This is a genomic window from Haloferax sp. S1W, from assembly GCF_044593955.1.
Taxonomy (GTDB): Archaea; Halobacteriota; Halobacteria; order Halobacteriales; family Haloferacaceae; genus Haloferax.
In genome coordinates this window covers 306,615-327,882 of sequence record NZ_CP172595.1, presented here as the reverse complement: position 1 = coordinate 327,882, position 21,268 = coordinate 306,615, and the positions used below count along the sequence as shown (strand labels likewise).

At 62.4% G+C, this 21,268-nt stretch carries 33 protein-coding genes and 2 tRNA genes; 30 read left to right on the top strand and 5 right to left on the bottom strand.

Features of this window, described 5'->3' with window-relative positions; all coding sequences use genetic code 11:
- Positions 1 to 238 precede the first annotated feature (238 nt).
- Positions 239 to 309, bottom strand: a tRNA-Gly gene (locus tag ACH9L7_RS01795).
- Positions 310 to 321: 12 nt separating this feature from the next.
- Positions 322 to 392, bottom strand: a tRNA-Gly gene (locus ACH9L7_RS01790).
- A 289-nt stretch (positions 393 to 681) separates the two neighbouring features.
- Here ACH9L7_RS01790 and ACH9L7_RS01785 point away from each other — a divergent pair.
- The 25 genes from ACH9L7_RS01785 to secY are packed head-to-tail and all read left to right on the top strand — an operon-like array spanning position 682 to position 14,951.
- The gene (locus ACH9L7_RS01785) at positions 682 to 1,524 is read left to right on the top strand and encodes a putative RNA uridine N3 methyltransferase (RefSeq protein WP_396612039.1); all 843 of its coding nucleotides are present in this window, start codon (positions 682 to 684) and stop codon (positions 1,522 to 1,524) included.
- 4 nt (positions 1,525 to 1,528) lie between these two features.
- Positions 1,529 to 2,545, top strand: coding sequence for a 50S ribosomal protein L3 (locus ACH9L7_RS01780; RefSeq protein ID WP_396612038.1), 1,017 nt, complete (start codon positions 1,529 to 1,531; stop codon positions 2,543 to 2,545).
- A 3-nt stretch (positions 2,546 to 2,548) separates the two neighbouring features.
- Complete coding sequence (gene rpl4p, locus ACH9L7_RS01775; RefSeq protein WP_396612037.1) at positions 2,549 to 3,295, top strand: 50S ribosomal protein L4; 747 nt, start codon at positions 2,549 to 2,551, stop codon at positions 3,293 to 3,295.
- Positions 3,292 to 3,543, top strand: a complete 252-nt coding sequence (locus ACH9L7_RS01770) for a 50S ribosomal protein L23 (protein ID WP_396612036.1) — start codon at positions 3,292 to 3,294, stop codon at positions 3,541 to 3,543. Before rpl4p ends, ACH9L7_RS01770 begins: the two co-directional genes overlap by 4 nt.
- Before the next feature lie 2 nt (positions 3,544 to 3,545).
- Positions 3,546 to 4,271 (top strand): 50S ribosomal protein L2, encoded by a 726-nt coding sequence (locus ACH9L7_RS01765; protein WP_396612035.1) that lies wholly within the window; start codon positions 3,546 to 3,548, stop codon positions 4,269 to 4,271.
- 2 nt (positions 4,272 to 4,273) lie between these two features.
- Complete coding sequence (locus ACH9L7_RS01760) at positions 4,274 to 4,696, top strand: 30S ribosomal protein S19 (RefSeq protein ID WP_396612034.1); 423 nt, start codon at positions 4,274 to 4,276, stop codon at positions 4,694 to 4,696.
- Positions 4,697 to 4,699: 3 nt separating this feature from the next.
- Positions 4,700 to 5,161 carry a 50S ribosomal protein L22 gene (locus tag ACH9L7_RS01755; protein WP_396612033.1) on the top strand — a complete coding sequence of 154 codons (462 nt, stop codon included), beginning with the start codon at positions 4,700 to 4,702 and terminating at the stop codon, positions 5,159 to 5,161.
- Positions 5,161 to 6,063, top strand: coding sequence for a 30S ribosomal protein S3 (locus ACH9L7_RS01750; protein ID WP_396612032.1), 903 nt, complete (start codon positions 5,161 to 5,163; stop codon positions 6,061 to 6,063). Before ACH9L7_RS01755 ends, ACH9L7_RS01750 begins: the two co-directional genes overlap by 1 nt.
- Positions 6,064 to 6,276, top strand: coding sequence for a 50S ribosomal protein L29 (rpmC, locus tag ACH9L7_RS01745; RefSeq protein ID WP_396612031.1), 213 nt, complete (start codon positions 6,064 to 6,066; stop codon positions 6,274 to 6,276).
- A 2-nt stretch (positions 6,277 to 6,278) separates the two neighbouring features.
- Positions 6,279 to 6,716 (top strand): ribonuclease P protein component 1, encoded by a 438-nt coding sequence (locus tag ACH9L7_RS01740; RefSeq protein WP_396612030.1) that lies wholly within the window; start codon positions 6,279 to 6,281, stop codon positions 6,714 to 6,716.
- Positions 6,707 to 7,051, top strand: coding sequence for a 30S ribosomal protein S17 (locus ACH9L7_RS01735; RefSeq protein WP_396612029.1), 345 nt, complete (start codon positions 6,707 to 6,709; stop codon positions 7,049 to 7,051). Before ACH9L7_RS01740 ends, ACH9L7_RS01735 begins: the two co-directional genes overlap by 10 nt.
- Positions 7,051 to 7,449: a 50S ribosomal protein L14 gene (locus tag ACH9L7_RS01730; protein ID WP_396612028.1), complete on the top strand. Its 399-nt coding sequence runs from the start codon at positions 7,051 to 7,053 to the stop codon at positions 7,447 to 7,449. The genes ACH9L7_RS01735 and ACH9L7_RS01730 overlap by 1 nt, the downstream gene beginning before the upstream one ends.
- A gap of 1 nt (position 7,450) precedes the next feature.
- Entirely contained in the window at positions 7,451 to 7,807 is a 357-nt protein-coding gene (gene rplX / locus ACH9L7_RS01725) for a 50S ribosomal protein L24 (RefSeq protein WP_396612027.1), read from the top strand.
- Complete coding sequence (locus ACH9L7_RS01720) at positions 7,804 to 8,547, top strand: 30S ribosomal protein S4e (RefSeq protein ID WP_396612026.1); 744 nt, start codon at positions 7,804 to 7,806, stop codon at positions 8,545 to 8,547. Before rplX ends, ACH9L7_RS01720 begins: the two co-directional genes overlap by 4 nt.
- Positions 8,544 to 9,062, top strand: a complete 519-nt coding sequence (locus tag ACH9L7_RS01715; protein ID WP_396612025.1) for a 50S ribosomal protein L5 — start codon at positions 8,544 to 8,546, stop codon at positions 9,060 to 9,062. The genes ACH9L7_RS01720 and ACH9L7_RS01715 overlap by 4 nt, the downstream gene beginning before the upstream one ends.
- Positions 9,059 to 9,235: a 30S ribosomal protein S14 gene (locus tag ACH9L7_RS01710; protein WP_396612024.1), complete on the top strand. Its 177-nt coding sequence runs from the start codon at positions 9,059 to 9,061 to the stop codon at positions 9,233 to 9,235. Before ACH9L7_RS01715 ends, ACH9L7_RS01710 begins: the two co-directional genes overlap by 4 nt.
- Positions 9,236 to 9,238: 3 nt before the next feature.
- Positions 9,239 to 9,631: a 30S ribosomal protein S8 gene (locus ACH9L7_RS01705; RefSeq protein WP_396612023.1), complete on the top strand. Its 393-nt coding sequence runs from the start codon at positions 9,239 to 9,241 to the stop codon at positions 9,629 to 9,631.
- A 4-nt stretch (positions 9,632 to 9,635) separates the two neighbouring features.
- Positions 9,636 to 10,172 carry a 50S ribosomal protein L6 gene (locus ACH9L7_RS01700; protein ID WP_396612022.1) on the top strand — a complete coding sequence of 179 codons (537 nt, stop codon included), beginning with the start codon at positions 9,636 to 9,638 and terminating at the stop codon, positions 10,170 to 10,172.
- Positions 10,172 to 10,873, top strand: coding sequence for a 50S ribosomal protein L32e (locus ACH9L7_RS01695; RefSeq protein WP_396612021.1), 702 nt, complete (start codon positions 10,172 to 10,174; stop codon positions 10,871 to 10,873). Before ACH9L7_RS01700 ends, ACH9L7_RS01695 begins: the two co-directional genes overlap by 1 nt.
- Entirely contained in the window at positions 10,873 to 11,328 is a 456-nt protein-coding gene (locus tag ACH9L7_RS01690) for a 50S ribosomal protein L19e (protein ID WP_396612020.1), read from the top strand. Before ACH9L7_RS01695 ends, ACH9L7_RS01690 begins: the two co-directional genes overlap by 1 nt.
- The gene (locus tag ACH9L7_RS01685; protein WP_396612019.1) at positions 11,328 to 11,882 is read left to right on the top strand and encodes a 50S ribosomal protein L18; all 555 of its coding nucleotides are present in this window, start codon (positions 11,328 to 11,330) and stop codon (positions 11,880 to 11,882) included. The genes ACH9L7_RS01690 and ACH9L7_RS01685 overlap by 1 nt, the downstream gene beginning before the upstream one ends.
- The gene (locus ACH9L7_RS01680; protein WP_396612018.1) at positions 11,879 to 12,523 is read left to right on the top strand and encodes a 30S ribosomal protein S5; all 645 of its coding nucleotides are present in this window, start codon (positions 11,879 to 11,881) and stop codon (positions 12,521 to 12,523) included. The genes ACH9L7_RS01685 and ACH9L7_RS01680 overlap by 4 nt, the downstream gene beginning before the upstream one ends.
- On the top strand, positions 12,523 to 12,987 hold the full coding sequence (locus ACH9L7_RS01675) for a 50S ribosomal protein L30 (protein ID WP_396612017.1): 465 nt from the start codon (positions 12,523 to 12,525) through the stop codon (positions 12,985 to 12,987). The genes ACH9L7_RS01680 and ACH9L7_RS01675 overlap by 1 nt, the downstream gene beginning before the upstream one ends.
- Entirely contained in the window at positions 12,984 to 13,478 is a 495-nt protein-coding gene (locus tag ACH9L7_RS01670) for an uL15m family ribosomal protein (protein WP_396612016.1), read from the top strand. The genes ACH9L7_RS01675 and ACH9L7_RS01670 overlap by 4 nt, the downstream gene beginning before the upstream one ends.
- A gap of 3 nt (positions 13,479 to 13,481) precedes the next feature.
- Positions 13,482 to 14,951, top strand: a complete 1,470-nt coding sequence (secY, locus tag ACH9L7_RS01665; RefSeq protein ID WP_396612015.1) for a preprotein translocase subunit SecY — start codon at positions 13,482 to 13,484, stop codon at positions 14,949 to 14,951.
- Between the two features lie 366 nt (positions 14,952 to 15,317).
- On the opposite strand, the gene ACH9L7_RS01660 is transcribed toward secY, so the two are convergent.
- Positions 15,318 to 15,983 (bottom strand): protein-L-isoaspartate(D-aspartate) O-methyltransferase, encoded by a 666-nt coding sequence (locus ACH9L7_RS01660; protein WP_396612014.1) that lies wholly within the window; start codon positions 15,981 to 15,983, stop codon positions 15,318 to 15,320.
- Positions 15,984 to 16,126: 143 nt separating this feature from the next.
- On the opposite strand from ACH9L7_RS01660, the gene ACH9L7_RS01655 reads away from it, so the two are divergent.
- From ACH9L7_RS01655 to ACH9L7_RS01635, 5 genes are all read left to right on the top strand, one after another.
- Positions 16,127 to 16,837, top strand: coding sequence for a hypothetical protein (locus ACH9L7_RS01655; protein ID WP_396612013.1), 711 nt, complete (start codon positions 16,127 to 16,129; stop codon positions 16,835 to 16,837).
- A 72-nt stretch (positions 16,838 to 16,909) separates the two neighbouring features.
- Positions 16,910 to 17,263 (top strand): hypothetical protein, encoded by a 354-nt coding sequence (locus tag ACH9L7_RS01650; protein ID WP_396612012.1) that lies wholly within the window; start codon positions 16,910 to 16,912, stop codon positions 17,261 to 17,263.
- Positions 17,260 to 18,210, top strand: coding sequence for an alpha/beta hydrolase (locus ACH9L7_RS01645; RefSeq protein WP_396612011.1), 951 nt, complete (start codon positions 17,260 to 17,262; stop codon positions 18,208 to 18,210). Before ACH9L7_RS01650 ends, ACH9L7_RS01645 begins: the two co-directional genes overlap by 4 nt.
- Positions 18,211 to 18,312: 102 nt before the next feature.
- Positions 18,313 to 19,551, top strand: a complete 1,239-nt coding sequence (locus ACH9L7_RS01640; protein ID WP_396612010.1) for a TIGR00300 family protein — start codon at positions 18,313 to 18,315, stop codon at positions 19,549 to 19,551.
- Between the two features lie 227 nt (positions 19,552 to 19,778).
- Entirely contained in the window at positions 19,779 to 20,513 is a 735-nt protein-coding gene (locus ACH9L7_RS01635; RefSeq protein WP_396612009.1) for a hypothetical protein, read from the top strand.
- A gap of 32 nt (positions 20,514 to 20,545) precedes the next feature.
- Here ACH9L7_RS01635 and ACH9L7_RS01630 read toward each other — a convergent pair whose 3' ends face one another.
- On the bottom strand, positions 20,546 to 20,950 hold the full coding sequence (locus ACH9L7_RS01630) for a universal stress protein (protein ID WP_396612008.1): 405 nt from the start codon (positions 20,948 to 20,950) through the stop codon (positions 20,546 to 20,548).
- Between the two features lie 51 nt (positions 20,951 to 21,001).
- Positions 21,002 to 21,256, bottom strand: a complete 255-nt coding sequence (locus ACH9L7_RS01625; protein WP_396612007.1) for a DUF1059 domain-containing protein — start codon at positions 21,254 to 21,256, stop codon at positions 21,002 to 21,004.
- Positions 21,257 to 21,268 lie beyond the last annotated feature (12 nt).

Below are 21,268 nucleotides of genomic sequence, written 5' to 3'. Positions count from 1 at the left end.
CTGATTCAAATCCCAGTTCATGCACTCACGGCTCGCAGTCCGAGCGACACGCACAGCGGTCGCTCGGAAGGTAAGTTTGCAGAGATGTGCGTCGGCTGGGATTTGAACCGAGCCGAGACGGTTTCCTCGCTCCGCTCGGAACTGCGTCTCGTCGGGTTCAAAATCCCTCAGCGACGCATTTCTTCACTCCGCAGAAACTCAGAGTCTAACGACTCCTCGTTTGGTTCCGTTCAGAAAGTGCGTCGGCTGGGATTTGAACCCAGGTTGTGACCATGGCAAGGTCACGTGATACCACTACACTACCGACGCATGTGGTGGAAGTGCGCTGGCTGGGATTTGAACCCAGGTTGTGACCATGGCAAGGTCACGTGATACCACTACACTACCAGCGCATTCCGTTGGTATCGTTGCGTTCTGCTGCGTTTCTGGATAATGCCGGGTTCATAAATAAGACTTGCGAAACGGGGGAGAAATCGGGCGACAGCGCGGTACCTGCTACCACGTGAGATTCGGGAAAACGGACCTGTCCGAATCCACGTGATTCAGTAGCACGAGTCATTCGCCAATCCGCCACAAACGAGGTCGTGGGACGCCGTATCACCCGAGAATGGATTCGCTACTCTTTTAGGTAACCCCCCGGTAGAAACGCCACAGTCTAGACGAAACGAGGATGAATCCGGCATGACACTCAGCGTACTCGTGCCGTCCTCGCTCGTCCGGGAAGCCGAAGATCAACGCGAGGCAACTCGCAAAATCGGCTACGTCGCCCGCGCGGCGGCGGTCTTCCGGGCGGACAATCTCGTCGTCTTCCCCGACGAAGACGGCGAGACGCGATGGGGCGGCGAGTTCGTCGAAACCGTACTTCGGTACGCTGCGACGCCCCCATACCTTCGCAAGGAGGTCTGGGGCAAGCGTGACGAACTCCGCTACGCTGGTGTCTTGCCGCCCGTTCTCGTCTCGTCTACGACCGCGGACGACTCTGACGAGTTGCCCGCGTTGCGAGAAGGAATCGTGACCGAGGTCGGACCTGACGACCGCGTTCGGGTCAATTGCGGAATGCAACACCCGATCTCCCTGTTCGTCCCTCCGGGGATGGACGTCACAGAGGGAGAGCGCGTCGCTGTCAGGATCTCTTCGCGAGAACCGGTCCGTGCGAGGATCGTCGACGACCCCCTTCCGGGGTTCGACGTGTCCCGTATGGACCTCACGGAAGCTCTCGGCAGACCGGATGCGGGCGTGCGAATCGCCACGTCTCGCTATGGTGAACCGCTTTCGGTCCCCCGACTGGGGGAACTGACAGCCCGCATTGCCGACACAGGCGGCATGACCGTCGTGTTCGGTTCGCCGGGCCGTGGGCTTCCGGACATGCTCGGGATGACTCCCGAGGATGTCGCAGACGTCGAACCCTCCGTTGGTCCGGGGTTCGACCTCTGGCTCAATACGATTCCGCGACAGGGGAGCGACGTGGTGCGAACTGAAGAAGCGATGTTCGCCTCACTCGCCTCCCTGACACTCACGGAGTGAACATATGCCACAACCAAGCAGACCACGAAAAGGCTCGATGGGCTTCAGCCCGCGCAAGCGTGCGACCAAAGAGGTCCCACGCATCAAGTCGTGGCCAAGTGACGATGGCTCCCCTGCACTGCAGGGCTTCGCTGGCTACAAGGCCGGCATGACCCACGTCATGATGGTTAACGACGAGGCCGACTCCCCCCGAGAGGGTATGGAGGAAGCCGTTCCGGTGACCGTCGTCGAGACGCCGCCGATGCGCGCTGTCGCCCTTCGCGCCTACGAACAGACGTCGTACGGTATGAAGCCGAAGACCGAGGTCTGGGCGAGTGAGTTCCACGACGAACTCGACCGCGTCCTCGACCTTCCGGCAGAAGACACGTTCGAGGAGGACGCCGAAGCACTTCGCGAGGCCGTCGAGGCTGGCGAAGTCGACGACCTTCGTGTCATCACGCACACGGTCCCGGCTGGACTCAAGAACGTGCCCAAGAAGAAGCCCGACGTGATGGAGACGCGCGTCGGTGGCGGCTCCCTCGTGGAGCGCGCCGATTTCGCCCTCGAACTCGTTGGTGAGGGTGGCGAACACGAGATGTCCGACGTGTTCCGTGCTGGCGAGTACCTCGACGCAGCCGGTGTCACGAAGGGTAAAGGTACGCAAGGCCCCGTCAAGCGGTGGGGCGTCCAGAAGCGGAAGGGCAAGCACGCCCGCCAGGGCTGGCGTCGCCGTATTGGCAACCTCGGCCCGTGGAACCCGTCCCGCGTTCGCTCGACGGTTCCGCAGCTCGGTCAGACCGGGTACCACCAGCGCACCGAACTCAACAAGCGCCTCATCGACCTCGGTGAGGGTGACGAGCCGACCGTCGACGGTGGCTTCGTCAACTACGGCGAGGTCGACGGGCACTACGCGCTCGTCAAGGGCTCGCTTCCGGGCCCCAACAAGCGTCTTCTGCGGTTCCGCCCGGCCGTCCGGCCGAACGACCAGCCGCGCCTCGACCCCGAGGTGCGCTACGTCTCTACCGCATCGAACCAGGGATAAACCATGCAGGCAACTATCCGAAACCTGAACGGTGAGGACGCAGGCAGCGTCGAGCTGCCCGAGGTCTTCGAGACGGACTACCGTCCGGACCTCATCAAGCGTGCTGTCGTCGCCGCGCAGGCCAACCGAAAACAGCCGTACGGTTCCGACCCCTACGCTGGCATGCGAACGCCAGCAGAGTCCATGGGCAGCGGTCGCGGCATGTCGCACGACCCACGCCAGAACGGTGTGGCCCGACGTGTCCCGCACGCCGTCTCCGGTCGCCGCGCGCACCCGCCGAAGGCCGAGAAGGACCAGGGCAAGGAGATCAACACGAAGGAGCGCAAGCTTGCCGTCCGCTCGGCACTCGCCGCCACGGCGAACCCCGAAATCGTACGCGAGCGCGGTCACAAGTTCGACGACGACCTCGAACTCCCGCTCGTCGTTTCCGACGACTTCGAGGACCTCGTCAAGACGAAGGAGGTTGTTTCCCTCCTGCAGTCGCTCGGCCTCTACGCCGACATCGAGCGCTCCGAAGAGAACAAGAAGGTGAAGAGTGGCCAGGGTAAGCTCCGTGGCCGCAAGTACACCCGTCCGAAGTCCATCCTCTTCGTGACGGCAGAGGAGCCCTCGAAGGCTGCTCGCAACCTCGCCGGTGTCGACGTTGCCACCGCGGCAAACGTCTCCGCCGAGGACCTCGCGCCCGGTACGCACGCCGGTCGCCTCACCGTCTTCACCGAGAGTGCACTCGAGGAGGTCGCAGAACGATGAGCATCATCGAACACCCGCTGGTCACAGAGAAGGCGATGAACGCGATGGACTTCGACAACAAGCTCCAGTTCCTCGTTCACGTCGATGCGACCAAGTCTGACATCAAAGACGAAATCGAGTCGCGCTACGATGTGACCATCGAGAAAGTCAACACGCAGGTTACGATGAAAGGGAAGAAGAAAGCAACCGTTCGTCTCTCCGAAGACGACGACGCGCAGGAAGTCGCGTCGCGAATTGGGGTGTTCTAACCATGGGACGCCGAATTCAGGGCCAGCGTCGTGGTCGCGGTTCGTCCACTTTCCGGGCGCCGTCGCACCGCTACAAGGCCGAACTCTCGCACAAGAAGTCCGAGGACGACGGGACCATCTCGGGCACGGTCATCAGCATCGAGCACGACCCCGCCCGCAGTGCGCCCATCGCCCTCGTCGAGTTCGAGGACGAACAGCGCATGATTCTCGTCCCCGAGGGCGTCACCGTCGGTGAGGAGCTTCAGATCGGCATCTCCGCCGAGATCAAGCCCGGTAACACGCTGCCTCTCGCCGAGATTCCCGAGGGTGTTCCCGTCTGTAACGTCGAGCGTCAGCCCGGCGACGGTGGGAAGTTCGCCCGCGCCTCTGGCGTCAGCGCGCAGCTGCTCTCGCACGACCGCGAGGTCGCTATCGTGAAGCTGCCGTCGGGTGAGGTCAAGCGCCTCAACCCCACCTGCCGAGCCACCATCGGCGTCGTCGCCGGTGGCGGCCGCACGGAGAAGCCGTTCGTCAAGGCAGGAAAGAAGTACCACAAGATGAAAGCGCGCGGTATCAAGTGGCCGCGTGTCCGTGGTGTTGCCATGAACGCCGTTGACCACCCGTTCGGTGGCGGTGGCCGTCAGCACCCCGGTCAGCCGAAGTCCGTCTCGCGGAACGCTCCGCCGGGCCGGAAGGTCGGTGACATCGCCTCCAAGCGCACCGGTCGCGGTGGAAAGGGAGGTAACTGAACATGAGCACGCAATACCGTACCGGCCGCGAAGGTGAATTCACCTACCGTGGCTACACGCTCGAAGAGCTGCAGGATATGGAGCTCGAAGAAGTCGCGGAACTGCTCCCCGCTCGTCAGCGGCGAACTATCACCCGTGGCCTCTCGACCGAACAGCAGAAGCTGCTCGAGAAGGTCCGAGACAAGACGGAAGAGGAGACTGCAAACGCGCCTATCCGCACGCACCTGCGTGACATGCCGATTCTCCCGTCCTTCGTCGACCTCACCTTCGCCGTCTACAACGGAAGCGAGTTCGAGCGCGTCAAGATTCAGCCCGAAATGATCGGGCACTACCTTGGCGAGTTCCAGCTCACCCGTACGTCGGTCGAGCACGGTCAGGCCGGTATCGGCGCGACCCGGTCTTCGAAGTTCGTGCCGCTCAAATAAACCATGGGAATCAACTACAGCGTCGAGGCCGACCCGGATACCACGGCCAAAGGTATGCTCCGGGATCGGCCCATCAGCCTCAAGCACAGTAAGGCCATCTCCCGCGCCATCAAGGGGATGACCGTCGCCGACGCCGAGGAGTACCTCGAAGCCGTTATCGACGGCGAGCGGTCGGTTCCGTTCAAGCAGCACAACTCCGGTGTGGGTCACCGGAGCGACATCGAGGGCTGGGACGCAGGACGATATCCTGAGAAGGCGTCCAAGGCGTTCCTCGAACTCCTGGAGAACGTTCGCAACAACGCGACCGAACAGGGCTTCGACGGACCTGCGATGGAGATCAAGCACGTCGCCGCCCACAAGGTCGGCGAGCGTCCGGGTCGGAAGCCCCGCGCATTCGGCCGGGCAGACCCGTGGAACACCCCAATCTGTGATGTCGAACTCATCATCGAGGAGGTCGAGGAATAATGGCTGACGAACACCAATTCATCGAAGACGGACTCCAGAAGTCCCAAATCGACGAGTTCTTCGCAGAGGAACTCGGCCGCGCCGGCTACGGCGGCATGGACGTCGCCAAGACGCCGATGGGCACCCAGATCGTGCTCAAGGCCGAAAAGCCCGGGATGGTCATCGGGAAAGGCGGGAAGAACATCCGTAAGGTAACCCGCGAACTCGAAGAGCGATTCAACCTCGACGACCCCCAGATCGACGTGCAGGAAGTCGACGAACCGGACCTCAACGCCCGGATCGTCGCCGACCGCCTCGCCAACGCACTCGAGCGTGGCTGGTACTTCCGCAAAGCGGGTCACACGACCATCGACCGCATCATGGACGCTGGCGCCCTCGGTGCCGAAATCGTCCTGTCCGGGAAGGTCACTGGTGCCCGCTCGCGCGTGGAGAAGTTCAACCGCGGCTACATCAAGCACAACGGCGAACCCGCACAGGAGATCGTCGACGAAGGCCAGGGTGTCGCAGTCATGAAGCTCGGCACCATCGGCGTCACCGTCAAGATCATCCCGCCGGGAGCCAGGCTCCCCGACGACTTCGAAGTCGAGGAAGACGCCAACCCCGAAGCGGTTGAGCAGTTCGAAGAGCCCGAAAGCGTCGAAGACCTCCTCGAAGAGGAACCGGAAGAAGTTCCGGACGTCTCCGAGGAAGTCGAAGCAGAGCCCGAGACGGAAGCCGTCGACGAGGAAGTCGTCGAGGAAGCCGTCGAGGAAGTTGTTGACGACGACGAGGAAGTCGTCGAAGACGACGCCGACGCCGACGACGAGGAAGCTGTCGAGGAAGAACTCGACGAAGATGTCGCCGAAGAGGCGGCCGACCTCGTCGCCGAAATGGAAGACGAAGACGAAACGGAGGAGGAATAAATGGCAATCCTCTACACTGAAGAAATCCGCGACATGACGGCTGCAGAGCGCGAAGCCGAGCTCGAAGAGCTCGAGACCGAGCTGCTCAACACCAAGGCCGTGCAGGCCGCGGGTGGCGCACCGGAGAACCCCGGTCGCGTCTCCGAACTGAAGCGCACTATCGCGCGGATCAAGACGGTCCAGCGCGAAGAAGGCGACCTCGACGAAGAATAACGATGCCACTCACACCCGAGACCCTCACACGACACGAACTCAACGGCCTCTCTGTAGAGGTCGTCGACGCGGCGAACCCCGACCTCGTCGGGATAGCCGGGCGTGTCGTCGTCGAGACCATGCGCACCATCATGGTCGACGACGGGTCTCGGGTGCGGCAGGTGCCAAAGCAAGGCGCAATATTCCAGTTCGAAATTCCGCGTACAGATGAAGCCGCCGACGCCGCGAAGGCGTCGGGGACCACGTCCAAACTTCGGTCGGAAACTGCTGGTAGATTTGAAACCAGTCAGTCTTACCGGCGTGCCGAGACACACTCGGCCGCTTCTCGGAGTTCCGCCGAGAATTGCGAGGGCGTGGCCTACGTTACGGTGGATGGCGCACGACTGCTCTCACGACCCGCCCTGCGCACCGAAACTACAGGTGACTCGAAATGGCGATAGGACTAGACGTTCCAATGCCTCCGGAGCCAGAAGACTCCGAGGCGTACGACTACGAGAAGTGTCCGTTCTACGGCTCGCTCTCCGTCCGGGGTCAGACCCTGGAGGGGACGGTCGTCTCGACGGACATGGAAAAGACCGTCATCGTCGAGCGGGAGTACGACGTATTCGTTCCGAAGTACGACCGCTACATGAAGCGACGTTCCCGCATCCCGGCACACGTGCCGGGCGTGCTCGACAACGTCGCTGTCGGTGACGAAGTAACAATTGCGGAGACCCGACCTCTCTCGAAGACGAAATCCCACGTCGTCGTCGAAATTATCGGAGGTGACGAGTGATGGAAGCGCTCAAAGCAGACATCACCAAGGGAATTGCTCGCGGTTCGCTGGTCACGTGTGCCGACAACACCGGTGCACGCGAACTCAAGATTATCAGCGTCGCGGGTTACTCCGGCACGAAGAACCGCCACCCCAAGGCAGGCATCGGGGACAAGGTGACCGTCTCGGTCACTAAGGGTACCCCCGAGATGCGCCGCCAGGTGCTCGAAGCCGTTATCGTCCGCCAGCGGAAGTCTATCCGCCGGCCGGACGGAACGCGCGTGAAGTTCGAGGACAACGCCGCCGTCATCATCGACGAGATGGAAGAGCCTCGCGGGACCGAGATCAAGGGTCCCATTGCGCGTGAAGTGGCCGAGCGCTTCGGGAGTATCGCATCGACGGCTACGATGATTGTATAGTATGACTCGACAACCGCGCAAACAGCGAACTCAGTCTCGCGACGCCCCGCTCCACGAGCGGCAAAAGCAGGTCCGCGCAACCCTGACGGCCGACCTCCGCGAGGAGTACGGCCAGCGAAACGTCCGCGTCAACGCGGGCGACACCGTTGAGGTCCTCCGCGGCGACTTCGCCGGCGAAGAAGGCGAAGTCACCGAGGTCGACCTCACCGACGCCGTCATCTACGTCGACGGCGTCACCGTGGCCAAGGCCGACGGTGAGGAGGTTCCGCGTCCGCTTCAGGCTAGCAACGTCCGCGTGACGGAGCTGGACCTCGAAGACGACGTCCGCGAGGCCCGACTCAAGGAGGATAACGAATGACTCGACACCAGAAACGACTGTCCGTACCGAAGTCCTGGCCGGTCGAGCGCAAGGAAGGCACGTTCACGGTCAAGGCCGCTGCCGGTCCGCACGGCGAATCAGGGGTTCCCCTGCTCATCGTCCTGCGCGACGTGCTCGGCTACGTGGACTCGAAGAAGGAGGCCCAGTACGCCCTCAACCAGCAGAGTGTGCTGGTCAACGGTGACGTGGTCTCCGACGTTCGCCGCCCCATCGGGATGTTCGACATCCTGGCGTTCACCGAGCGTGAAGAGTACTACCGCGTCTTCCCCGACGAGGGTGGCCGCCTGTCGCTCACCCTCATCGACGCCGATTCGGCGTCGAGCCGTCTCGGGAAGATCGTCCGCAAGTCGCAGGTCACTGGCGGCAAGTTCCAGCTGACCCTGCACGACGGTTCTAACATCGTCGTCGACGACGTCTCGGAGTACAGCAACAAAGACTCCATCGTCATCGACAACGAGTCGAAGGACATCGTCGCGCACTTCCCCTACGAGGAAGGTGCGCTCGTGACTGCCGTCGCCGGCTCCCACGCTGGCGACATCGGCGAAGTCGACGAGATTATCGTCACGCCGGGCAGCGGAAACAACTCCGTCATCGTCGACAACGAAGACGACGGGTTCGAGACCATCGAACAGTACGTCGTCGTCATCGACGAGAACTTCACGGGTTCGGACGACGAGTCCGAAGCACGTCAGGCCACTGACGGCGGTGATGACGAATGAGCGAGGCAGAATTCCACGAGATGCGCGAACCGCGCATCGAGAAGGTCGTCGTCCACATGGGCGTCGGCGAAGGTGGTCGCGAACTCGCGAACGCCGAGGACATCCTCGAGGAGATTACGGGCCAAGAGAGCATCCAGACGCTCTCGGGCCGTGCCTCGCAGGACTTCGGCGTCCGACGCGGCGAACCTGTCGGCGCGAAGGTCACCCTCCGCGGTGACAACGCCGTCGACTTCCTCGAAACCGCACTCCCGATTTCGGAACTCTCCCGCTCGTCGTTCGACGAGACGGGGAACTTCGGCTTTGGTGTCGAAGAGCACACCGAGTTCCCGAGCCAGGAGTACGACCCACAGATCGGTATCTACGGCCTGGACGTGACGGTCAACCTCGTCCGCCCCGGATACCGTGTGAAGAAGCGCGACAAGCGTTCTCGTCAGATTCCGTCGTCCCACCGGATGACCATCGACGACGCTGTCGCGTTCATCGAATCCACGTTCGACGTGGAGGTTGAAGAATGAGCGACAGCGAAACAGAACAGACGGGCGAGCACGCAAGCCGCCGCACCGGCCAGCAGAACGAGTGCCGGCGCTGCGGTCGAAAGCAGGGTCTTGTCGGTAAGTACGACATTAACCTCTGCCGCCAGTGCTTCCGAGAAATCGCCCGCGAGATGGGATTCAAGAAGTACCGATAAGCCATGGCTGACAACGATCCACTCAGTAGCGCGCTCTCCGGTGTGAACAACGCCGAGAGTGTCGGACACCTGTCCCACGAGATCCAGCCCGCCTCGAACATCATCGGCTCCGTCCTCGAGGTCTTCTACGACCGCGGGTACGTCGACGGCTTCGAATACGTCGACGACGGCAAGGCCGGTAAGTTCGAGGTTGAACTGAAAGGCGCCATCAACAAGTGTGGCGTCGTCAAGCCGCGATACTCCGCGGGCGCCGACGACTTCGAGAAGTGGGAGAAGCGATTCCTCCCCGCTCGTGACTACGGCGCGCTCATCGTCACGACGAGCCACGGCGTCATGAGCCACTACGAGGCCCGCGAACAGGGTATCGGTGGCCAGATAATCGCCTACGTCTACTAGAATCATGAGCCGAGTAGAAATCCAGATTCCAGACGACGTGTCCGCCGAGGTCGACAACCTCGAACTCACCGTCGAGGGTCCCGAAGGGAGCGTCACCCGACGCCTCTGGTACCCGAACGTTTCGGTCACCGTCGACGACGGTGCCGTGGTCATCGAGACCGACGTCGAAAACGCGAAGACGAACGCGACGGTCGGTACCTTCGAGAGCCACGTGAACAACATGATTCACGGCGTCACCGACGGCTGGGAATACCAGATGGAAGTTCACTACGCTCACTTCCCGATGCAAGTGAACGTCGAGGGTGACGAAGTCGTCATCAAGAACTTCCTTGGTGAGAAATCTCCCCGACGGACGACTGTCCGCGGCGACACGAACGTACAGGTCGACGGCGAAGAAGTCACCCTGAACGGCCCCTCCAAGGAGGACGTTGGGCAGACTGCCGCCGACATCGAACAGCTCACTCGCGTCAAGGACAAGGACACACGCGTGTTCTCCGACGGCGTGTACATCACGCAGAAGCCGAAGACTGGTGATGCCTAATGTCGGAAGAAATTACAGAACTCGAAGACATCAGTGGTGTCGGCCCGTCGAAGGCTGACGCACTCCGCGAAGCGGGCTTCGAATCTGTCGACGACGTGCAGGCCGCGAGCCAGTCTGACCTGGCCGAGGTCGACGGTATCGGCAACGCGCTCGCTGCGCGTATCAAGGCCGATGTCGGTGGTCTCGAAGTCTCCGAAGAGGCCGAGGCCGAAGTCGAAGACGAGTCCGAAGCCGAAGAAGAGCCAACCGAAGATGTCGAGACGGAGCTTCGACCCCGCGGCCACGCGGACAAGAAGCCCGAACTCGACGAAGATACTGCCGAGGCCCTGGCGCAGAAGCGCCGCGAGGGCAAGCCGCAGTTCAACCGGCAGGACTACCACAAGAAGAAGCGCACGCCCACTTCGTGGCGTCGCCCCCGTGGTGGTCTGTCCAAGCAGCGTATCGGCATCAAGGGCAAGGGCCCGAAGGTGCAGGCGGGTTACCGCACGCCGAAGGCCGCCCGCGGTCTGCACCCGTCCGGCTTCGAGGAAGTCCGCGTCCACAACGTAGACGACCTCGAAGGCGTCGACGGCGACACGCAGGCCGTTCGTATCGCCTCCTCGGTCGGCGCGCGCAAGCGCGAGCGCATCGAGGAAGTGTGTGAGGACCGCGAGATTCGCGTCCTCAACCCCACCTACATCGAAGTCGAGGTGGACAACTGATGACGGACCTGAAAGCACAGAAGCGAATGGCTGCCGACGTTCTCGACGTTGGCAAGGGTCGTATTTGGTTCGACCCCGACGCACAGGCCGACATCGCGGAGGCCATCACGCGCGAAGACATCCGTGAACTCGTCGACGAGGGCACGATTCGCGCCAAGGACGCACAGGGTAACTCCAAGGGCCGCGCACGCGAGCGCGCCGCCAAGCGTTCCTACGGCCACCGCAAGGGTGCCGGGTCCCGCAAGGGTCGCTCCGGCGCTCGTCAGAACAAGAAGGACGCATGGGTCAGCCGGATTCGCGCCCAGCGCCGTCGCCTCAAGGAGCTTCGTGACGAGGGAACGCTCGACCGTTCCCAGTACCGCGAAGTCTACAACAAGGCGTCTGGCGGTGAATTCGACAGCGTCGACCGGCTCGAAGCATACATCCAGAACAACTACCAGGTGGAGATTCAATAATGGCGACCGGACCACGATACAAGGTTCCGATGCGGCGTCGCCGTGAAGTCCGGACGGACTACCATCAAAGGTTGCGCCTGCTGAAATCGGGTAAGCCCCGCCTCGTTGCTCGCGTGAGCAACAAGCACGTCAGGGCGCAGCTGGTCACTCCGGGCCCGAACGGTGACGACACCCACGCTGCAGCGGCCTCTGCGGACCTCGCCGAGTACGGCTGGGAAGCCCCCACGGGCAACCTCCCCAGTGCGTACCTCACGGGGTACCTCGCAGGAAAGCGAGCGCTGGCCGCCGGTCTCGAGGAAGCGGTCCTCGACATCGGCCTCAACACGGCCACGCCCGGCAACAAGGTCTTCGCAGTGCAAGAGGGTGCGATCGACGCTGGCCTCGAAATCCCCCACAACGACGCAGTACTCGCTGACTGGGACCGCAACCGCGGTGTCCACATCGCCGAGTACGCAGAGCAGCTCGACGAGCCGCTCTACAGTGGAGACTTCGATGCCACGAACCTCCCCGAACACTTCGACGAAGTGCTCGGGAACCTTCAGGAGGACGAATGAGCAGAGATAACAACGGCTGGGAGCCGCGAACGCGGCTCGGCCGCATGGTGCAGAACGGCGATGTCACGTCGATGGACCAGGCGCTCGAGACCGGGCTTCCGCTCAAGGAGCCCCAGATCGTCGACCAACTCCTTCCCGGACTGGACGACGAAGTGCTCGACATCAACATGGTCCAGCGCATGACCGACTCCGGCCGCCGGGTGAAGTTCCGGTGTGTCGTTGCAGTCGGTAACCGTGACGGCTACCTCGGCTACGCTGAAGCCCGCGACGATCAGGTCGGCGGTGCGATTCAGAAAGCCATCGAGGTGGCGAAACTGAACATTATCAAGGTTGACCGCGGCTCCGGTTCGTGGGAAGACCGCGCAGGCGGTCTGAACTCCCTCTCCCGCAAGGCAGAGGGCAAGGCCGGTTCCGTGACGGTCAAGATCATCCCGGCACCGCAGGGCCTCGGCCTCGCGGCTGCCGAGACGGTCCGCAACATTCTCGAACTCGCGGGCGTCCAAGACGCCTGGACCAAGAGTGACGGGAACACGCGGACGACCGTCAACCTCGCCAAGGCAACGTACAACGCCCTGAAGAACGCCTCGCAGTCCCGCACGCCTCGTCGTGCACGCGAGATTCGACAGGAGGTACGCGACTAATGCAAGCCATCGTCCAACTTCGCGGTGAAGTCAACATGGCACAGGATGTTCGTGACACGCTCTCGATGCTCAACATCAGCCGCGTGAACCACGCGACGTTCGTCCCCGAGACGGACACCTACCGTGGCATGGTCACGAAGGTCAACGACTACGTCGCGCACGGGACGCCGAGCGAGGACGTTGTCGAGACCCTCATCCGCACGCGCGCCGAGCCCGAAGCGGGCACCGACGACATCACGGACGAGTGGGTTTCCGAGAACACCGACTACGACGACATCTCCGACCTCACGTCGGCCGTCGTCGACGAGGAGACGACGCTGCGCGAGCAGGGTCTCTCCCCCGTGCTTCGGCTGCACCCGCCGCGCGGCGGTCACCGCGGCCAGAAGCACGTTACCAAGGAAGGTGGCCAACTCGGAAAGCATACCACCGAGGAGATTGACGAGCTTCTGGAGGCAATGCGATGACATCCAAGAAGCGACGCCAACGTGGTTCCCGGACACACAGCGGCGGTACCCACAAGAACCGGCGTGGTGCCGGTCACCGCGGGGGCCGCGGCCGTGCCGGGCGCGACAAACACGAGTTCCACAACTACGAACCGCTCGGCAAGCACGGCTTCAAGCGACCGGATGTCCTGCAGGACGACGTCGCCGAGGTCAAAGTCCAGAAGCTCGACGAGGACGCCGCGCTCCTCGCCGCCGACGGACTCGCCGAGAAAGACGGTGACACGTACACCATCGACGCCCGCGACGTAGCCGAGGACGGCTGGGAAGCGGATGTCGTGAAGGTGCTCGGTGGCGGGCAGGTTCGCAACGAGCTGAACGTCGTCGCCGACGCGTTCACCGCTGGTTCCGTCGAACTCATCGAAGAGGCCGGTGGCAGCGCCGAACTCTCCGAACGCGCAGCGGAAGCAGCCGAGGAAGCCGAGGCTGCTGACGACGAGGACGACGAGGAATAAATCATGGGATGGAAGGACACCGCCGAACCAGTGCTGGCGCGGATGCCTGCAGTCGCCCGACCGGAGGGACACGTACCGTTCCGCCGGAAGCTCGGGTGGACTGGCGGTATCCTCGTCTTGTACTTCTTCCTGACGAACGTGACGCTGTTCGGTCTCCAGACGGGTGCCGCGAACGACCTCTTCGGTCAGTTCCGCTCCATCTTGGCCGGTCAGCAGGGCTCGGTGCTCCAACTGGGTATCGGTCCAATCGTCACGGCGAGCATCGTCTTGCAACTGCTTGGCGGTGCTGACCTGCTCGGGCTCGACACCGACAACAACCCACGCGACCAGATTCTCTATCAGGGTCTGCAGAAGTTGCTCGTCGGTGTCATGATCGTCCTGACGGGCCTTCCGATGGTGTTCGCAGGCGGGTTCCTGCCTGCCGACCCGGCCGTTGCTCGATCGCTGGGCATCGGCATGGGTGGCGTGAAGGCGCTTATCTTCGCGCAGATCGCCGTCGGTGGTGTCCTCATCCTGTTCATGGACGAAATCGTGAGCAAGTGGGGCGTCGGCTCCGGTGTTGGGCTGTTCATTATCGCCGGTGTCAGCCAACAGCTCGTCGGTGGGCTGTTCAGCTGGCAGGGTCTCGGTGGCACGTCGGGCTTCTTCCCGACGTGGTTCGGGATTCTCACCGGCTCGGTCGAACTCCCGACGTCGCCGACCGACCTGCTCTCGACTATCTTCCTGGGTCAGGGGCAACTGCTCGCACTCGTCACGACGGTGCTCATCTTCGGCATCGTCGTGTACGCCGAGAGCGTCCGCGTCGAGATTCCCCTCTCGCACGCCCGCGTGAAGGGTGCCCGCGGTCGCTTCCCGGTGAAGCTCATCTACGCGAGCGTTCTGCCGATGATCCTCGTTCGCGCCCTGCAGGCGAACATTCAGTTCCTGGGGCGCATCCTGGACAGCCAGTGGGCGAGCATGCCCGCGTGGCTTGGCCAGTACACGAGTGGACAGGTCACCGGTGGCCTGTTCTACTATCTCGCGCCGGTCCAGTCGCGCGCCGACTGGATGTGGTTCCTCGGTCTCACGTCGGCCGACCCGCTCGACATCGCGATTCGCGTGCTCATCGACCTCGTCTTCATGATTGTCGGTGGCGCCATCTTCGCTGTGTTCTGGGTCGAGACGACGGGCATGGGCCCGGAAGCCACCGCGCGCCAGATTCAGAACTCCGGGATGCAGATTCCCGGCTTCCGCCGGAACCCGCAGGTCATCGAGAAGGTCATGGAGCGGTACATCCCGCAAGTGACCGTCATCGGTGGCGCACTCGTGGGTCTGCTCGCCGTCATGGCGAACATGCTGGGCACCATCGGTGCCGTCTCCGGGACGGGGCTGCTGCTTACGGTCTCCATCACGTACAAGCTGTACGAGGAGATCGCCGAAGAGCAGCTCATGGAGATGCACCCGATGATGCGCCAGATGTTCGGCTCGGAATAAGCGCCTCCTGAGGCCATCCGGCCGTACAGACACTTTCTTCGAGAAATCACACACCCAGACAGCGACAGCACTGTTCGAGTGAAGCTCCGTCCGGGTTCGTCCGCATCCAGTCAGTTCCAGACTGAAGAACTATCGCACGGTAAAACAGTGGGGTGCGAGTGGTGACCGGCAAAAGGTGGTGGTGGAAGTGCCAGTGAGGTTTGTGACGGCGTTGCCATGGCAAGCGACGCCATCGGGGTGAGGCCTCATGATGACACATGCACACAACGCACAAAGGACTAGTTAAATAGGAAACAATTGTCTCGGTAGAAAGTTGTGTTATTCTCTGAAACGCCGGGTGGGTGTGCTACCGTGTGATGAATAATCTCATCCCTCGTCAGGGAATCCGTGTTCCCCGATGAGTGGCACGAACCGAACCGCACCGTAGTTCGTCCGTTCGAGTCTCCCGTCCCGGTTGGTCACCAGAACTAACTCGTGGGACCCGCCCCGCGGGCCGAGTGGAATCACCATCCTGCCGCCATCGGCGAGTTGTTCGAAAAGTGGGTCGGGTACCTCCGGTGCTACGGACGCCACATTGATTCGGTCGAAGGAGGCGTACTCGGGGAGTCCACCGGACCCATCGGCAACGACGACCGTCACACCACCGTAGCCGGTTCGGGCGAGTGCGTCTTGTGCAGCGGCTGCGAGTTCGGGGACCCGTTCGACGGTGAAGACGTTCTCGGCACCGACGATTTCTGCAAGGACGGCGGCGTGGTAGCCACTTCCCGTCCCAATTTCCAAGACGGTCTGTCCCGGTCGTACTTCGAGCAGTTCGGTCATCCGCGCGACGAGGTGCGGCGCGGTCACGACTTGCCCGTGGCCGATGTCGAGCGGCTTGTCTACGTAGGCGCGGTCTGTGACCGCGTCAGGAACGTATTCATGGCGAGGAACGGTCGCTATCGCCTTCGCCACGCTCGTCGAGTAGAGTTCCCCCTGCTCGCGAAGCGAAGAGACGAGCGTTCGTCGCGCCTGTTCGGCTCTCGTGTCGTCCATGTCAGTTCGCCTCGCCTCACCTCTAGTGTCGCCTCGAAGGGACAAAGGAACTTCCACGGGGGTGCGACGCACTGTCTGTGTATCCATCGTCGAAACGCACCTGATTCCGGTCATTTTTCACAGCCCGCGGCGACCACCGAGATATGAACGACGGCCGACTCGCACTCGACATCGAGACGGCGTGCCCTGACGGGACGCCGAGCGACTTCCGAAACACAGACGAGTTCGAGTTGGTCGCCGTCGCGCTCGGGGCATCCTGCGGCGACGAAACGGAGGTGACGGTTCTCCTGCGAGAGGGTGACTGGGGCGTCGAACACACGGCGAACCTTCTCCGAAACGTCGTCGAGTGGTGCGAAGAGCGCGGCGGGGCAGTCCTCACGTACAACGGTCGGCACTTCGACGAACACCACCTCCGGGCGTGGGCCGAGATGGTTGCCGATGCGGGCGCGTGGGCCGACGCACCAGCGAGAGTCGAGGCGCTCTTTTCGAATCACATCGACCTCGCTCCGCTCGCTGCGGAGGCATTTCCGCACGCCGTCCGACCGAATCGAGACATTCCGGCACTCTGGAAGGCCTGCGACGAGGCGGATGTCGACCAGTCGAGCGTCTGGTACGACGATTACGACGTTCCCGCCGCGTACCTCGACGGTCTCGGTATCGAAGATGCGCACGTGACAGGAACCCATATCGGCGAGAGCCTTGGGGCCGCGTACGTCGAAGGTGTCGCACACGGTCTCGACGAGACGCGCACGCACGCGGAACTCGAGCGTCTCCTCGTCGATTACGCCGCCGCAGATATCGAACCGCTGTTTTCGTTACACGACACACTCCGTCGCGCTCGCTCTGAAGCCTAGCCTGTGTTCTTCGACGCAGACGAGACGTGTCTCGCGGCAAACGTTTAGCCGGAGGCTGCCGTATCGCACCCCATGAACGACCTCGAATCGGTGGCCGCCGTCGAGGAGGCGCTCCGCGGCAACGGCATTAGCGTCGAATCACTCTCGGCCGGTCCGCCGTTGTCACTCACGTATCTCACAGCGTTTCCGAGTAGGAAGCCGAATCACGGCGAAGTCGGGCGCGCCGTGACGGCGTTCCTCGAACTCGCCCGCGACGACTGGGACCCGACGACTGTAGAAGCGACCATTCTCCGGAGCGACGACGACGTACAGGCGACGTGGCGACTCGACGCCGACTGGATTCGGGCGTACAATCGATACGAACTGGACGACGTGGAACTATCACAACGCGTCCTCGACAGTCTCGACGAGGAGGGTAACGCGTGAGTTCGTGGCGTCACCGCGGTGAGCCACCGGCAGCACGGGGGCCGCGCCGACCCTCGCACTACGACTATTCGCGCGTCTCGCTGTCGTTCGAAAGCGAGGGGACGAGGTGTGCAGGGTGGCTCTACCGCCCGGACGATGTGCAATCGCCGCCGGTCGTGGCGATGGCCGGTGAACTCGCCGCCGAGCGTCGATTCGGCCTGCGACGCTACGCGGAGCGACTGGCCGAGGCGGGGTATGCCGCCTTCGTCTTCGACTATCGAAATACGGGCGATTCGGACGGCGAACCCCGGAATCTCGTTTCCCCGGACAGACAGGTGGGTGACTGGCATGCGGCTATCGAGGGGTTACGCGAGCGTCCCGAAATCGACACGGGCGGTATCATCCTGTGGGGTGCTGGTCTCTCCGGTGGATACGCTCTTCGAGTGGCCGCCGAAGATGGCCGCGTCGCCGCCGTGGTCGCACAGAATCCGATGCTCGACGGGTCAGCAGTGACCAGCGGGCGAGGGCTGAGGGGAACTGTCGCAGCGCTTACTGCGGGTGTTCGGGACAAACTCCAATCGCGACTGCTCGGCCCGCATCGTGTGCCCGTGCTCGGAGACGGGTCCACGCTGTCTGTCTTCGACGACCCGGGGGTTCGCATCGCGTACAGAGACCTCGTCCCGCCGGGGAGCGCGTGGCGCGACGAGACGCCCGCGCGAGTCTTCCTCTCGTTGTTCCAGTACACCGCTCTTTCGGACCCCGAGTCACTCAGGTGTCCGGTCCTCCTCGTCTCCGGGACGCGCGACGAGGTTGCACCCGCCGACGAGATTGCCGCGCTCGCGGACGACATCCCCGACGCGACGCTCGTAGAACTTCCCGCAGACCACTTCGACCACTACGACCGCGCGTTCGAACAGACGTTCGGCCACCTCCTGTCGTTCCTGCGGGCAGTCCATCCTGTCGAGTAACAGGGGAGCGTCCGCTCGTCGGAGACGGCGTCTCTTTCCACCGCAGGCCGGGTTCGCTGTCACCCCGTAACCCATTTCACCCTCTCGGCCATTTTTCCGTCAATGACGAACACGCGGACTGTGGAACTCAAGGGGCACATCATCGACTCCGGGATGATGCAGCAGGCCATGGGCATCGTGATGGACCTCGGGGGCAACTTCGACATCGAGGAGTTCGACGTCGGGCGGCAGAAACACGACACGTCGTACTGTCGGATGGCAATCTCCGCCGAGGACGACGACGACTTACAAGAGATTCTCCACGAACTGCACCAAATCGGTGCGAATCTCACCGACCCGGTCGACGCGCACGTCGAACCCGCGCCCGCGGACCAGGTCGTCCCGGTCGGGTTCTACTCCACGACGAACCACCCGACTGACGTTCGATACGACGGCGAATGGGTCCCGGTCGAAGATATCGAGATGGACTGTGCTATCGTCGTCGAGGAGACCGACGGCGGGGCGCGCGCCTACACAAAGGTTCTCAACGCCATCGACGAGGGTGACCTCGTTGTCACCGACGAGGCCGGTATCCGAGTCAAGCCTCCGGAACGCCCCCGCGACTCGTCCGGTCCCTTCGGGTTCATGCAGGGCGGCGTCTCCTCGGAGCGTCCGTCCGAGTCGCTCATCGGTGAAGTCGCCGACGCACTCCGCGAGACGAAAGCAGATGGCGGGAACGTCCTCGTCGTAGCAGGTCCGGCGCTCATCCACTCCGGCGGCGGCGACGCCCTCGCGCGCCTCATTCGAGAGGGGTACGTGGACATGATTTCCGCCGGAAACGGCTTTGCGACCCACGACATCGAACGCGGACTCTACGGCACGTCGCTCGGGATGGACATGGAGACGATGGAACACCCGCGGAAGGGCCACAAACACCACATCTACACCATCAGCGAGGTCATCCGCGCGGGCGGCATCGAAGAAGCGGTCGAAGACGGACTCATCAAATCGGGCGTGATGTACGAGTGCGTGAAAAACGACGTGTCGTACGTGCTCGCGGGGTCGATTCGTGACGACGGTCCCCTCCCGGACACCATCACCGACGCTATCGAGGCGCAGAACGCAATCCGCAAGCAGGCGCATCAGGCGGACATGGTGCTCATGCTCTCGACGCTCCTGCACTCTGTCGCCGTCGGCAACTGTCTGTCGTCGACGACGAAGACCGTCTGTGTGGACATCAACCCGGCGACCGTCACGCAACTGCTCGACCGCGGCTCCTCGCAAGCTATCGGTATGGTGACCGACATCGGCACGTTCCTGCCGACGCTCGCCGAAAAGGTGCTCGACGAATCCGACGAGTAAGCACCGCATGAGTTGTCGGTGAGAATCGCGTAGGTTGTCGGTACGCCTCGCATAGATTGTGAGAAAGCACCGCATGAGTTGTCAGTAAGCGGTGAGTAAGCACCGCATACGAGACGAAAATCAACCACCGATGCGACGACTACGATATCGTCGCTCGCATTCATTCTCGATGACGTGACACTCAGGAGGACAACGAAATTATCAATGTCGCGGTCTTCCGGGTGGATATGAGACAGCACTTGCGCGTCCTCCTCGTCGCGCTCCTCGTCCTCTTGGCGGGGTGTTCTGGCGGCGTCGGCGGCGACGGTGACGGCGGCGATGGCGTGACACTAACAGAGACAACACAGACGACAACTGCTGCCGGAAGCAACGGGTCGACCACAGACAGCACCGACACCGAGAGTGCCAAGGCAGCGACCGAACTCGAGTTCAACAGTACGTGGGACGAACAGTACCGCGCCGGTCAGTACTATCGCTACGAAATCGAGTCACCGAACCTCGATGGAACTGCGACCTACGAGTGGGAAATCGTCTCGGTGTCCGAGAACAACGTCACGATTCGGACGACACTCGTCACGTCGGAGTCGACAAGCGAGCAGACGGTGACCGCGCCAGCAGACGAACTGTCGGGTGAACTCTCCGGAACTTCCTCCGGGTCCGTTGCGGCGCTCGGCTTCGACTCGCCGTACTACAGCGCCCTCGACGGAAAGACGCTCGAAGTCGGTGACGGATGGGAGGCCTCCGGGTCGAACGGAAACGTGAGCTTCGCGGTCGAAAGCACGTCTACCCACGCCGGACTCCAGTGTGCAGACTTCGTGGTCCGGACGAACGGAAGCGTCTTCTGGGAGAGTTGCGTCGCTCCGGACAGTCCGCTGCCGGGGTACGTGGCCTTCTACGAGAACGAGGGCGATTCGGACCCCGCGTTCGAGATGACGCTCGTCGAGTACCGGCCCGGTAGTTAAGTACTGACTCGGGGCCTAAGCGGCGGGTCCAATCAGGGAACCTTCGCTAGCGGGATAACCGCCATCGGGATATTCGACGTTAGCAGTACGTCCTGTGCCGTACTCCCGAAGACGATTTTCGAGGTCGGATTCCGCTTTCTGACGCCGATGACGATTTCGTCGGCGTTCTTATCCTTGGCGCACTTGAGAATGTCTTCGGCCGCGTCGTTGCCACGGATGTACTGGTGTGTCTCGACAGTGGTGAAGCCACTGAGTCGCGTCTCGACCACGTTTAATGCGTCTTTACCGTCGCGTGCGTCGTCGCTGTCTGTCCGGTCGCCGCCAGGAAGGGAGTTCACTGCGTGGACGACATCTCCAGTTTCGAGTCGCCGCGAAAGGTAGTCACAGAGTTCGGCACTAGTGTGGACTGAGTTCGTTCCTATTACATACGTTGCCATGGCACATATCGCTACGCCGTCCTATAAAAATCCACGCCCCACCAGAGACGGTTAGGCCTCTTCCATCATCCCTCTCACGTCATCCACGGTCATCATTTTGCCGTGTTTTGCGTCCGCGTGGTTCTGAATAATCTCCACAAGTTCGTCTTCGTCCTCCGAAACGACGCTGAATCCGCACGAGCAGGTTGCCTGTTTCATCTCCTCCGACATGACAAAGGAAGTACGCAGGCCGTAAACAAAAACGTCATTCACCCTCTTTCTGAAGGTCACAACATCGAACGTCTTGGGCGGCGAGCGGCCGCACATCTCAGGGACAAA